Raw genomic sequence first — 12,870 nt, 5'->3', positions numbered from 1 at the left:
TGGAAGTGCAGCAATGCATGGAGCTGACCAATACTAATCGGTCGAGGGCTTATCCAATATTAATTCGCAGATTTGTTTCGGATTCAGTTTTCAGGAATCAAGTTCCTGAAAAACCTTGAATGTTTTTGAAGGTTGGTTATTTTCCTGAAGGATTTCAGGGAGTGATGTGACCGGAAAAAACCTGTTTGGTGGCGATAGCGGAAGGGTTCCACGCGTACCCATCCCGAACACGACCGTTAAGCCTTCCAGCGCCGATGGTACTTGGACCGAAGGGTCCCGGGAGAGTAGGACGCCGCCAAGCACATGAAGCCATTGTTGAGCAATCGACAATGGCTTTTTTTGTTCTTAACGATAAAGTTGTTTATACTTATTGCTGTGGATAAAAATATATAGATCAGCCTCTTAAGATTTATCCACATGTGAATAAGGGACGCAGAACGGTTGAATGGGGAGGTACTCCCCAGGTAATGTGAATACTATTAAGAATTTGTGGATATTCTAGAACATTTCGCAGATTCAAACAACTAATTATACAGAACAAGGGGATAATCCAGTGGATAAAACGAATCAATCAGTGTGGATTGAACATTTTTCCGTAGAAGCGAGCGATACCGATTACCGCTCACAGGCGAAGTTATCGTATTTGCTGGGGATAATGCAACGTACAGCAGATCTCGCGGTTGGCGGACTTGGTCTTACTCTGGAGCGGATGCTGGAAGCAGGAATGGGTTGGATGTTAATTACTTTGGATCTGGAATTTCAGCGGATTCCCCGGATGCATGATCAGTTGACAATTAAAACCTGGAGTAAAGGGACTAAAGGGGCCTTGTGGCAAAGAGATTATCGTATTTTTGATCAGGATCAGGTTGAAATTGCTGTTGCGCGCTCCATATGGGCGCTGGTGGACATCGAAAAACGGAGAATTTTGCGTCCATCGGACTTACCGCTATCTGTAGAACATTACAACGGGGATTCTGTTGGGCCACTGCCTGATAAGGTAAACATTCATCAAGATACTTTATTAGAGGAAGCGTATCGTTATCAGGTGAGGTACAGCGGACTCGATACAAATAATCATTTGAATAATGCCCAGTATGGCGATATCTGCTGTGACGTCTTGTCACTTGATGAGTGGGGAGAGAATGAGCTGAAGCGCTTCCGGATAACTTTTTTACAAGAGGCGACATTTGGGGACGAAATGAGTATATGGCGTTCTCCAATGCAGGATAAAGCTTTGTTTGTTTGTGGCCGCAAAGGCCAGACTCTTTTTGAGGCTTTTTTAGAGTTATGAATCCCAATACTCGTTTAACAGTGAGACAGTGATCCGCGATTATGCGAAGGCTGTCTTTTTTTATTCTAAAACATAATTAATGTAGCAGCCGAAAGTGCGGGGAAATGTAAAAATAAAATTATCGATATGAAAGGTGGTTAAGCATGGTTAAGCAGCGGTTGTTAAAATGTATAGTGTTATTTATGTTTTGGTTCTGTGTATTGATTCCCGGTGGAACAGAGGCGAAGGGTGTAGAAGACTATAGAGTCCGGATAGATATTAATTTTTCCAAAAATAAGGAAGAAAACTTAATTTATCCGAAAGTAAGCGTATCTTTCCTCGATTATAAGACAGCTGGGGGAAGAACAGAAGAGTATGAATATAAAGAACAGTCTTTTTCCCCGATCGGGAATTATGATCTTTCCAGTACCCGTACAGATACGGGCCTTCAATTTCAAGACTCGGGCGCAACGTATACTACTAAGGCAACCGGTTCTTTAAAGGGGTATGGGATATATGAGGGGACTCTTTTTACAAATACAGTGTGGAAAGAATACGAGCTTAAGGATACTGAATCCAATGAACAAAGATTGTATGTGTTCAATTATTCCACCAAAGAATTAAAATTGCTGAGAACTGAAACTTATCAAAGAAAGCTGATTCCCCCATACATTACTTATTTCACATCATTAGATCATCAAAAGATTGAAGATAAACACATAGACTACAATATATCTGGAGTAGAGATAGGCGATTTCTATATAGATACAGATATTTATACAGTCAAAAATCATAATACAAACGTAACGTCTCTAATAGCTCTGTCCCAAAATAATTCAATTATGGAATTAAAGAAAAATGATGCGGTAATTGGTGTAAAGGATGAGCTGCTCAGCCAGCGGCAATTCGAATATTTCATTTCAAATGACAGTGCTTCTGTAGATGAAAGTATGCTTATTGTTAACCGCAATGGCAAGTACTATGAAATTACGAACAATCATCTGATTAAGGAGATTCAATCCGAAGACAGGAACTGGAATCAGGCACAGTGGAAGATGCGGGTTGGAAATCAAGTTTTTGCTGAACGATGGATTAGCGGCTGGGATTACTTGATAAGGATTGATCCTGCAGGTAAAGCACATAAAATATCCGACCGGAACTCATTTGTAAGAGAGGTGCAGATCTCACCGGACAATCGCTATTTAGCGAGCTTTGAAGCGTCATATGATACGGCAACTTACAAATATAAAGATGAGCAGGTAAGAATATACGATATCAAAAATCAAAAGCAGATCAGAATTATAAAGCTACCTTATCGCGGAGAAGGACCCATGGAGGTAAGATGGCATACAAATACCATTTTGCAGTATCTGCCGTTTACGACGAATCATCCAGAATACATCAGAAATGTTAATGTGGAAATACTGACCGGGATCGTAACCAAAGATTTGCCTGGCGGAAGCTGGTTCAATAAGTGGGACTATGTGAATTCGATAGCTGATTCGGATAAATATTTTACGTTTGCCAGTCCTCTACAAATTCTATATAAAGACAAGCCGGTTGTATATACAAAACAGCCATCTTTTGAAGGGGCAAACGGACTGGTATATTGTTCAGTAAAGGATCTGGCCACTAGGCTGGGTGCAGGGATAAAAGTGGCAAACGGGAAAATCACGCTTACTCTGAACGGAAAAGCTGCAGAAGTGAATACAAGAGCCGAAGATACGATTGTCTACGATGGTACTGCTTACGCACCGGTCAAGCCGATTGCTCTCAAATTGGGGCTTCAATATAAAAGAGAATCCGCCTCTTCCGGGACAATAATGCTGGACTAGCATGATATAATAAATGAATTAGGAAAGGAGAGAAACATGAAGACACTGGTGCTTGCGGAAAAGCCCTCGGTAGCGCGTGAGATTGCACGCGTAATGGGCTGCGGAAATAAACAGAAAAGCTATATTGAAGGTCCTAAATATATAGTAACCTGGGCGCTCGGGCATTTGGTCGGCCTGGCGGAGCCGGAGGATTATAATAGTAAGTTTGCAAATTGGGCCTTGGAGGATCTGCCGATCCTGCCGGAGAAGGCGAAGCTGAAGGTGCTGCGGGAGACCAGCCAGCAGTATAAAGCGGTACAGCAGCTGATGAAGCGGCAGGATATTGATGAGCTGATCGTGGCTACGGATGCTGCGCGTGAGGGAGAGCTTTTGGCGCGGTGGATTATGAATATGGCCGGCTGGAGGAAGCCGTTTAAGCGGCTGTGGATCTCCTCGCAGACGGATAAAGCGATTAAAGAGGGATTTGCCTCCTTGCGTCCCGGGCGGGATTTCGACAGGCTCTATGAGTCGGCGCGCTGCCGTGCCGAGGCAGACTGGATGATCGGGCTGAATGTAACCCGGGCACTCACCTGCAAGTTCGGTGCACCGCTGTCAGCGGGCCGGGTACAGACACCGGCTCTGGGGATGATCATGGACCGGGAAAACGAGATTACCGGGTTCCGTTCCCAAGAGTATGAGCTGCTTACTGCTGATTTTGGCAGCTTTCAGGCGGGGTGGCGTGCTCAGGGCGGAGACGGACGGATTTTTGATAAGGAGAAGACGGCTGCACTTAAAGATAAGCTGACTGGACGAGCAGGCCGGATAGCCAAGGTTCAGAAAAGTGAAAAAAGCGAGCCGCATCCGCTGGCCTATGATCTCACAGAGCTGCAGCGGGATGCCAACCGCAAGTTCGGCTTCTCGGCCAAGCAGACCTCAAGTGTGCTTCAGAAACTCTACGAGCAGCATAAGCTGGTCACTTATCCGCGTACGGACAGCCGTTACCTGACTTCTGATATGACGGGTACATTGAAAGAACGTCTGGATAGTGTTGCTGTAGGGCCATATGCTGCTCTGGCTCGTCCTTTGCTGCGCAAGCCGCTGCCGATCACCAGACGGATTGTGGATGACAGCAAGGTGAGCGATCACCATGCCATTATTCCAACGGAACAGACGGTGCTGCTGAACCAGCTTAACACGGAGGAGCGGAAGCTCTATGATCTGATTGTCCGCCGGTTTATAAGCCTGTTCTATCCGCCGGCGCGTTATGATGCTGTAGCAGTGACAGTTAGCGTTGAAGGCGAGAGCTTCCATGTCAAAGGCACGACAGTAAAGGATGCCGGCTGGCGCGAGGTTTATGGCGGGGATATGAGCAGTGATGACGAAGAAGAGAACTCAACGGATGAACCAGCCGCCGGCAGTGTGAAGCTGCCGGAGCTGCGCGAGGGGGAAACCGTTAAGGTCCAGCGCTGTATAGTGCGTCCTGGCCGGACACAGCCGCCCAAGCGTTATAATGAAGCTTCGCTGCTGACCCAGATGGAGAAGCACGGGCTTGGTACGCCGGCGACCCGCGCCGACATTATCGAGAAGCTGGTCAGCTCCGATACGATCGAACGCCAAGGCAATCTGCTGCATCCGACAGGCAAGGGCAAGCAGCTGATCGGGCTGGTGTCAGCGGAGCTGCGCACGCCGGAGCTGACAGCACGCTGGGAAGGGGAGCTGGAGCGGATCGCCCGCGGCCAGGGCAAGCCGGAGCCGTTCCTGCAGGGCATCCGCAGCATGGCACAGGAGCTGGTCTCCGGTGTCAAGAGCAGCGGAGCGGAATACAAGCCGCATAATGTCTCGGCCAGCCATTGTCCGGAATGCGGGACAAGAATGCTGGAGAAGAAGACAAAGCGCGGCAAGCTGCTGGTCTGCCCGGCAGACGATTGCGGTTATACCCGGGCCGGCGAGAAGCGTCTCTCGAACCGCCGCTGCCCGCAATGCCACAAGAAAATGGAGCTTAAAGAGGGCAAAGCCGGTCTGTATGTGCAGTGTCTCAGCTGCGGGATAACGGAGACGATGGATAAAGACCACAAGCATATCAACAAACGTGAGCAGCAGAAGCTTGTACAGCAGTACAGCAAGCAGGAAAGTACCGGCTCGAACCTTGGCGATCTGCTGAAAGCGGCCATGGAGGCCAAGGCGAAAGGGAAATAACATAGTGTGTTAATCATCTGTGTTAGGAGAAGTGATCTGCAGAGGACGATGTAAGTCACGCAAGGTTCGTTCCTCGGAAGGGAACAAGACTGTGGAGTCTCTCCGCAGTCTTGTTTTGATTCGGATGACCATACCGGTCATAGCTGCGGGATGATCCTGTTATTTTTACTTACGCGATAGCAGAAATCTTTGCATAATGATAATGTTACATCTATGTCGTGATATGCTGTATTGTAAGAACTGAGATTAACTTTTAAGACAGGGAGCGGGAGAAAAGGCTAAGACGAGCTGCCTGAACAGGAATGGAGCGTATAACAGAAATGGCACTGGCAGAAGGGCAGCAGAAGAAGGTACAAGCGGCACAATCCCCCGGCGGGAGGGGAAGCAGCCGGATTTTCTTTTTGGTAATCGTCTTCATGTTCTGGTTTTCCTCTTATATTTATGTGCCGGTGCTCTCACCGTATGTGGAGCACCTGGGGGCATCCTATGTTATGGTCGGTGCAGTGCTCGGCGTATACGGGCTGATGCAGATTCTGTTCCGGCTGCCGATCGGCATCGGGTCGGATGTTCTGAACCGGCGGCGGCCGTTCATTTATCTGGGGCTGATCGCGAGCGGAGCAAGCTGCCTGATTTTTATGGCGGGGGCAGACCCGGTATGGGCTCTGGTGGCACGTGCAGTTTCGGGGATTGCGGCATCCGCATGGGTCGTATACTCTGTGATGTTCGCGGGATATTTTCCTAAAGAGGAAGCCGGAAAAGCGATGGGTATGCTGCAGTTCACTACGGTAATTGCGCAGCTGTCGAGCATGATGATCAGCGGTTATATGGTGGAGCATTGGGGCTGGAATATGCCCTTTATCGTTGGAAGCGTTGTAGCGGTACTGGCTATGCTGCTTGTTCTGCGCTTGCCCGAACAGCGGCAGGAGAAACGCGAAGGCGGAATCCGGCTGAAGGATCTTGCGGGCGTAATGAAGGAGCCGCTGCTGGTCAAGGTCTCGCTTTTATCCGTGCTGGCGCATTGTGTGCTGTTCATTACAATGTTCGGATACACGCCGAATCAGGCGCTGGACATCGGGGCAAGCAAGGAGAGCCTGGGCTGGCTGACGCTGGCATTTATGGTGCCTCATGCTGCAGCTACGCTGTACGGATCACGGCTGTTCGGCAGGCTGCTGGGTGACAGGGGGACATTGATGCTGGGTTTTGCTGGGAGCGCTATGTTCACTTTGCTGATCCCGTCCATGCCGACGCTGGCCGCGCTCTGTGCGACCCAGGTGGGGAACGGGTTTATGCAAGGGCTGATTTTTCCGCTGCTGCTGGGTAAATCCGTCTCGGATGTGGCGCCGTTTAAACGGGCGACTGCAATGGGCTTTTATCAGGCTGTCTATGCAGTAGGGATGTCGGGCGGTCCGTTTGTAGCGGGCTGGATGAGTGCTGCTTACGGGCTGAGGGGCGGCTTTTGGCTGGGCGGTATTGCTGCTGCGCTGGCTGCGGTATTGTCGTGGGTATGGCTTCGTGAGTCCGGTGTCTCTGCCAAAAAGCTTAACAGAGCAGGTTAGAATCTTGGCAGCTTATGTGAGGTTATTGGTTTTTTGCAGCAAGGGGAATATAATAGAAGATAGGGCAGGATGCAAGGAGGAGGGGCCGGAACGATGGTCAAAGGGGTATTGGTGTGGTTTGTGCTGATTAATATTATCGCCTATGTGGTGATGTCCGAGGACAAGAATAAAGCCCGGGCAAGACGGGACCGTGTGCCGGAGAAGACGCTGTTTCTGCTGGCATTCATGGGCGGCGCGCTGGGCATCCTCATTGCCATGTACCGCAAACGGCATAAAACCAGACATACTTCCTTCCGGATCGGCATTCCGCTGCTGCTGCTGCTTAATATTTTGCTGTACGGGTATTTTTTAAGATAGCGGTTTGTACTTGGACTGCTGGTTAATCAAAATGAAAAAGAGGTGGCGTACATGTTATTCTCTAAAATTTTGCTCGCCTATGACGGTTCCAAAGCTTCCAATCAAGCACTTGAGCGGGCGATCGAACTGGCTAAGGTAACTCCCGGATCTTCCATTTACGTCGTACACGCATTCGAATTCCCCCGGTTCTTCATCGGGGAAGCTCTCGCGCCTCTGCCGGCTTCAGTGAACAAGGATTATTATGATCTGGCGGTACAGACTGCGGATGAGGTCAGAGGGCGTCTGGAAGCCGAAGGCCTGAATGCGACGGTTGAGCTGCTGCAGGGTTCCCCGGCTGAAGTGATTCTGAATTATGCCAAGGAGCAGGGAATGGACGTTATAGTAATTGGCAGCCGCGGACTCGGCGGAATACGCGAATTTGTCCTGGGCAGTGTCAGCCACAATGTGGTGCAGAGCGCCCGGATTCCGGTGCTGGTTGTAAAATAATAGATGAATTAAGGGCGGGGCATTTCGGTGTCTCTCCCTTTTTTTGTAGCCAAAAGCGAACAATTTCATGTGTCAATATATTAATGTTCGTGTTTAAGTTGACACGAAGTGTAGGGCATTGTTAAACTGAACCTATGAAGAGCTCGTATAAAACCGGGAATAGGGCCCGGAAGTTTCTACCCGGTAACCGTAAATTGCCGGACTACGAGGAAATAGGATGACTGGGACAGCCCTCAGCACCGCTCTGAACCGGAGCGGCCGGCTTTTGAGGCTGAGCTGTTCGCAATCCCTCCGTGCCGGGGGAGTCTTCCCCTGCTTCCTCCAGTAGTCTGGGTCCACCCGCAGCAGCATGCGTCTGGAATCCGGGCTTTTTTTTTCGGAATTATGGAAAATGGGTCTGAAATAGGACAAACTTAGAGTGCATACGACAAAAGAGCTTCTATATCGAGCGGAGGGGAAGGTTGAAACATGTCAGTGCAGGTTGGAGTGATCATGGGCAGCAAGTCAGACTGGGAGACGATGGAGCATGCCTGTGCCGTACTTGAGGAGCTTAACGTACCGTATGAGAAAAAGGTTGTCTCTGCGCACCGCACGCCGGATCTCATGTTCCGTTATGCGGAAGAAGCGGCGGGCCGCGGATTGAAGGTCATTATTGCCGGAGCGGGCGGAGCGGCGCATCTGCCGGGGATGGTGGCTGCGAAGACGAGCCTGCCTGTAATCGGCGTGCCGGTGCAGACCAAAGCGCTGAACGGGCTGGATTCGCTGCTGTCGATCGTGCAGATGCCGGGCGGCATCCCGGTGGCAACGGTAGCGATCGGCCGGGCCGGCGCAACCAATGCGGGATTGCTGGCGGCTCAGATCATCGGCGCATTTGACCCTGAGGTACAGGGCCGGGTGCAGGCTCGGCGCCAAAGAATCGAGCGCGAAGTGCTGGAAAGCAGCGAGAGCTTATGAGGCAGGAGGAACTGAAGGACGCGGAGCAGATGCGCGGAGCGCAGGTTCAAGACGGTGGGGCCAAGAGCGTGGGGGCGCCCCGCACGCTGCTGCCGGGGCAGACGACGATCGGCGTGCTTGGCGGCGGCCAGCTCGGCCGGATGATGGCCCTTGACGGCATCGCCATGGGCTACCGCTTCGTGGCGCTGGACCCGGCGGCGGATGCGCCGTGCGGGCAGGTCACGCCGCAGATTACCGCGGCGTACAACGACCGGGACGCGGCGCGGGAGCTGGCGCAGCGCGCGGACGTGATCACGTACGAGTTCGAGAATGTCGATGCCGGCGTAGCCGCCTTGCTGACAGAGCAATCGTACGTGCCGCAGGGCAGCGCGCTGCTGTATACGACGCAGCACCGGCTGCGCGAGAAGGCGGCGATCGAGGCGGCGGGCGTGCCCGTCGCCCCGTACCGCAAGGTCGGCAGTCTGGCGGAGCTTACCGCCGCGGCTGCCGAGCTGGGCCTGCCCTGTGTGCTGAAGACAGCCACAGGGGGGTATGACGGCAAGGGACAAGCCGTCATCCGCCAGCAGGATGAGCTGGAAGCCGCGTTCCGGCAGGTGGTACCTGGCGCTGCTGAAGGAGCGGAAGCACCGGAGCTGGTGCTGGAGAAGTTCGTGAAATTCCAGTGTGAAATTTCCGTCATTGCCGCACGCAGCGCCTCCGGGGAAGTAAAGAGCTTTCCCCCGGCAGAGAACATTCATGTAAACAACATCCTGCATCTGTCCATTGTGCCCGCCCGTGTCGCAGAGGAAATCCGGCAGCGCGCCTGTGAGCTCGCCGAGCGGCTGGTTACAGGACTGGATGCTGTCGGACTGCTGGCTGTGGAGATGTTCGTTACGGAGGACGGGGAATTATTCGTCAACGAGCTGGCGCCGCGGCCGCATAACTCAGGGCACTATACAATGGATGCCTGCGCGACCTCACAGTTCGAGCAGCATATCCGCGCAATCTGCAATCTCCCTCTGGGTGATACTTCACTGTTGACTCCGGTGGTTATGGTGAATGTGCTGGGACAGCATCTGGACGGAGTGATCGGACGGACGGGACAGGCTGATGGAGCAGCAGGTAAGCTGGGGGTTGCCCCTAAGCTTCACATATACGGCAAGACCGAGAGCAAAACCGGCCGGAAGATGGGCCATATCAACCTGCTCTGCAAGGATACCGGCGACGGGCTGTCCTGGGTAGAGCAAACTAACCTTTGGAGGAACTGAAAGCTATGATCGAACGTTACAGCAGACCTGAAATGCGAGCCATCTGGACCGAAGAAAATAAATTCAACGCCTGGCTAGAAGTGGAAATTTGTGCATGTGAGGCTTGGGCCGAGCTGGGAGTCATTCCGCATGAAGATGCCGCCAAGCTGCGCAAGGATGCGAAATTCGACATTGACCGGATCAATGAAATTGAGCTTGAAACCCGCCATGACGTTATTGCCTTTACGCGTGCCGTATCCGAGAGTCTGGGGGCAGAACGCAAATGGGTGCACTACGGACTGACTTCCACGGACGTTGTGGATACAGCGCTTGGCTACCTGCTGCGTCAGGCGAACGAGATTCTGGAGAAGGACATCATCAACTTCATTGAGATTCTTAAAGACAAAGCAATTGCCTACAAGGACACCCCGATGATGGGACGCACACATGGCGTACATGCCGAGCCTACAACCTTCGGCCTCAAGATGGCGCTGTGGTACGAGGAAATGAAACGTAACCTGGAGCGCTTCCGTCATGCGGCGGACGGCGTTCAGTTCGGCAAAATCTCCGGCGCAGTAGGCACCTATGCCAACATTGACCCGTTCGTAGAAGAATTCGTCTGCAAAAAGCTGGGTACGAGCCCTGCCCCAATCTCCACCCAGACCCTGCAGCGTGACCGTCACGCGGAATACATGGCTGCGCTGGCGCTGGTAGCCACATCGCTGGACAAGTTCGCTACTGAAATCCGTGCACTGCAAAAGAGCGAAATCCGCGAGGTGGAGGAGGCTTTTGCCAAGGGTCAAAAGGGTTCCTCTGCAATGCCGCACAAACGCAACCCGATCGGCTGCGAAAATATCTCCGGCCTGTCCCGCGTGATCCGCGGTCACATGGTTACCGCCTATGAGAACGTGCCGCTCTGGCATGAACGCGATATCTCGCACTCGTCGGTAGAACGGATCATCCTGCCGGATGCGACCATGCTGCTGAACTATATGCTGAACCGCTTCGGCAACATTGTGAAGAACCTGACCGTGTTCCCGGAAAATATGAAGCGCAACATGAACCGCACCTTCGGCGTTCCGTTCTCCGGCCGCATCCTGACCAAGCTGATCGACAAAGGCTTCAGCCGCGAGCAGGCTTACGATACCGTGCAGCCGCGTGCAATGCAGGCCTGGGAAGAGCAGACCCAGTTCCGTGACATCGTCGAAGCTACTCCGGAGATCACTGCCGTGCTAAGCCCGGAAGAGATCGAAGATGCCTTCAACCCTTCCTGGCACCTGAAGCATGTGGATACGATTTTCCGCAAGCTGGAGCTGATTTAAGGGACGAAGTCATAAAACAGTAGATTAAGAATTGGATTTAAACAGCATCGAAGTTTTAATTTTTTAAGAAAGATCATTCGGTTAAATATAAGGATTAATATGTTGTACTCTATCAATCATCCTTATATTTCTCGCTGAAACGGATACCGTCCTTGTTAAGGACGGCGAAGCCGTTTCTACTTGAAGGGAGGAAAGGTCATGACACACCCTGCCGTATCCACGGCTGTGGAGCTCGTAAATGCACCGCTGCTCTATAAAGGAAAGGTCCGCGAATTGTACGATTTGGGGGAACAGGTACTGATCGTTGTTACGGACCGGATCTCCGCGTTTGATTATGTGCTCGATCCGGCTGTGCCGGACAAAGGCAATGTGCTGAACAGGCTGAGCGCCTTCTGGTTCGGGCTGACGAAGAACCTGATCGACAATCACGTCGTTCACATTGATGTCGATCAGCTCGGCGGCGTTGTAAAGGACCGGGAAGCGCTCAAAAACCGCATCATGGTCGTGCGCAAGGCCGAGCGAATCGATATTGAATGTGTCGTACGCGGCTGCATTACCGGCGGAGGCTGGCGGCAGTATCAGGAGACCGGCAAGGTCAACGGGATTGAGCTTCCGCAGGGCCTGCGCAAAAATGCTGTTCTGGCCCAGCCGATCTTTACGCCGGCTGCGAAGAATGATGTCGGTCACGATGAGGACATTCCGTTTGAGCAGATGCAGGAGCAAATCGGCGCAGAGCTGGCACTGGAGCTGAAGGAGAAAAGCCTGAAGCTGTTCGCTTTTGCCAGAGCGTATTGTGAGGAGCGCGGGATTATTCTCGCAGACTGCAAGTTCGAGTTCGGGCTGCTGGACGGCAAGGTGATTTTGATCGATGAGATTTTTACACCGGATGCCTCCCGCTTCTGGGCCAAAGATAAATATGCGCTTGATATCGAGATTGACAGCATGGACAAGGAGCCGGTCCGGACTTATCTTTCCGCATCCTCCTGGGACAAGAACAGCACGCCTGACCCGCTGCCGCAGGAAGTAGTAGAGGAGACCAGCCGCCGCTACCGGGATATCTATCACCGGCTTACCGGCAAGGATTTGTAGGCAAACTAAGTGGAAATTCGCCACCTGATTCCCGATCAAACAGCGATATAAGAAAACTAGTTGGATAAACGCTACTTATTTATACTGTTTTCGCCCTTATTGGAGCATATGTCCCGAAATAAGTGGTGATTTTCCACCTAAAGGGTTGGGATGTTGAGGATTGGCGAAATTAGGTGGCGAAAATCCAACTAAATGTGCGAGCAGAGTACTCCAGTTGCCGGTGCAAAGAATGTAGTTAAAGTTGCAGTCCCAGTTAGCTTTATGGTCAAACGCAAGCGTAGGTAAAGATTTCTCTCTTTTTTGATCAAGGTAAATCAGCTCATTAAAATTTAGGAGGAACTACAAGCGTATGTTAAAAGCGACAGTCTATGTCACCATCAAGAAAAGCGTGCTCGATCCCCAAGGTGTTGCCGTGCAGGGAGCTCTTCATTCGGTAGGTTTTCAGGAAGTTGAAAGTTTGCGTATCGGCAAATATATGGAGCTGACGCTTGACACAGACAACCGCGCTGAAGCGGAAGGACGCCTCAAGGAAATGTGTGAAAAGCTGCTGGCCAACACGGTGATCGAGGATTACCGCTACGAATTGGAGGACTAAAAGTC

11 protein-coding genes, 1 rRNA gene and 1 riboswitch are annotated in these 12,870 nt (G+C 51.6%); all 12 genes read left to right on the top strand.

Annotated features, from left to right (window positions below; translation table 11 throughout):
- Positions 1 to 184 precede the first annotated feature (184 nt).
- The 12 genes from rrf (at position 185) to purS (ending at position 12,865) form a co-directional block, all read left to right on the top strand.
- Positions 185 to 301, top strand: a 5S ribosomal RNA gene (gene rrf, locus BLR64_RS20155).
- 252 nt (positions 302 to 553) lie between these two features.
- Positions 554 to 1,291 (top strand): acyl-[acyl-carrier-protein] thioesterase, encoded by a 738-nt coding sequence (locus BLR64_RS20150; protein ID WP_167360740.1) that lies wholly within the window; start codon positions 554 to 556, stop codon positions 1,289 to 1,291.
- Positions 1,292 to 1,434: 143 nt separating this feature from the next.
- Complete coding sequence (locus BLR64_RS20145; protein ID WP_090716872.1) at positions 1,435 to 3,105, top strand: WD40 repeat domain-containing protein; 1,671 nt, start codon at positions 1,435 to 1,437, stop codon at positions 3,103 to 3,105.
- A gap of 36 nt (positions 3,106 to 3,141) precedes the next feature.
- Positions 3,142 to 5,280, top strand: a complete 2,139-nt coding sequence (locus BLR64_RS20140) for a DNA topoisomerase III (protein WP_090716870.1) — start codon at positions 3,142 to 3,144, stop codon at positions 5,278 to 5,280.
- 320 nt (positions 5,281 to 5,600) lie between these two features.
- A complete protein-coding gene (locus tag BLR64_RS20135) occupies positions 5,601 to 6,836 on the top strand; it encodes an MFS transporter (RefSeq protein ID WP_090716869.1) in 1,236 nt (411 codons plus the stop codon).
- Between the two features lie 93 nt (positions 6,837 to 6,929).
- Positions 6,930 to 7,193 carry a DUF1294 domain-containing protein gene (locus tag BLR64_RS20130; RefSeq protein ID WP_068726035.1) on the top strand — a complete coding sequence of 88 codons (264 nt, stop codon included), beginning with the start codon at positions 6,930 to 6,932 and terminating at the stop codon, positions 7,191 to 7,193.
- Between the two features lie 51 nt (positions 7,194 to 7,244).
- Positions 7,245 to 7,679 (top strand): universal stress protein, encoded by a 435-nt coding sequence (locus BLR64_RS20125; protein ID WP_090716866.1) that lies wholly within the window; start codon positions 7,245 to 7,247, stop codon positions 7,677 to 7,679.
- Between the two features lie 123 nt (positions 7,680 to 7,802).
- A riboswitch (purine riboswitch) is annotated at positions 7,803 to 7,904 on the top strand.
- Between the two features lie 243 nt (positions 7,905 to 8,147).
- Positions 8,148 to 8,633, top strand: coding sequence for a 5-(carboxyamino)imidazole ribonucleotide mutase (gene purE / locus BLR64_RS20120; RefSeq protein WP_090716864.1), 486 nt, complete (start codon positions 8,148 to 8,150; stop codon positions 8,631 to 8,633).
- Between the two features lie 29 nt (positions 8,634 to 8,662).
- Entirely contained in the window at positions 8,663 to 9,880 is a 1,218-nt protein-coding gene (gene purK, locus BLR64_RS20115; RefSeq protein WP_090716878.1) for a 5-(carboxyamino)imidazole ribonucleotide synthase, read from the top strand.
- Between the two features lie 5 nt (positions 9,881 to 9,885).
- A complete protein-coding gene (gene purB, locus BLR64_RS20110; protein WP_090716862.1) occupies positions 9,886 to 11,181 on the top strand; it encodes an adenylosuccinate lyase in 1,296 nt (431 codons plus the stop codon).
- 198 nt (positions 11,182 to 11,379) lie between these two features.
- The gene (locus BLR64_RS20105) at positions 11,380 to 12,270 is read left to right on the top strand and encodes a phosphoribosylaminoimidazolesuccinocarboxamide synthase (RefSeq protein WP_090716860.1); all 891 of its coding nucleotides are present in this window, start codon (positions 11,380 to 11,382) and stop codon (positions 12,268 to 12,270) included.
- A gap of 349 nt (positions 12,271 to 12,619) precedes the next feature.
- A complete protein-coding gene (purS, locus tag BLR64_RS20100) occupies positions 12,620 to 12,865 on the top strand; it encodes a phosphoribosylformylglycinamidine synthase subunit PurS (protein WP_019913657.1) in 246 nt (81 codons plus the stop codon).
- Positions 12,866 to 12,870: the final 5 nt, after the last annotated feature.

Source organism: Paenibacillus typhae, assembly GCF_900099765.1.
Classification (GTDB): domain Bacteria; phylum Bacillota; class Bacilli; order Paenibacillales; family Paenibacillaceae; genus Paenibacillus_AQ; species Paenibacillus_AQ typhae.
The sequence above is the reverse complement of the archived record's forward strand: the minus strand, read 5'-3'. Positions and strand labels throughout refer to the sequence as shown.